The 345-nt window shown below is 65.8% G+C and carries 1 protein-coding gene; it reads right to left on the bottom strand.

Annotated features, from left to right (window positions below; all coding sequences use genetic code 11):
- Positions 1-345: DUF222 domain-containing protein (locus tag SB754_RS19530; protein ID WP_410784057.1), on the bottom strand; the 345-nt coding region annotated here is incomplete at both ends.

The following is a 345-nucleotide window of genomic DNA, read 5'->3' as shown; positions in this document are numbered from 1 at the left end:
GTGCGAGGCGCCGACACCAGCGTTTGCCCACCACCACCGCAGTCCAACAACTGGTGCAACGCATCAGCGCGACGCTGTGTCGGAGAACGCGGATCATCAGAACCGTCCGGTTCAGGGCGGGCCCGGGACCAGCGGTCCAACGCCGAGTACAGCTTCTCCCCGATGACAGCATCAAGATCAAACGTGCCGACGCAGCGACCGTCGCGGACTTTGTATTCGAGACTGTTCAGTGACCGGTCTTCGGCCGGCGGGGGCCCACCGGTGTCTGTGGCGACCTCGTTGCCCAGTGCTCGGGCCGCGGCGCTGATTTCCGCGGGTGGTGCCCCGGAGATGGCGTGGTTCAAC

Source organism: Leifsonia sp. SIMBA_070 (genome assembly GCF_046534635.1).
In the GTDB taxonomy this organism is placed as follows: domain Bacteria; phylum Actinomycetota; class Actinomycetes; order Actinomycetales; family Microbacteriaceae; genus Leifsonia.
This window is presented reverse-complemented; position numbering and strand designations above follow the sequence as displayed.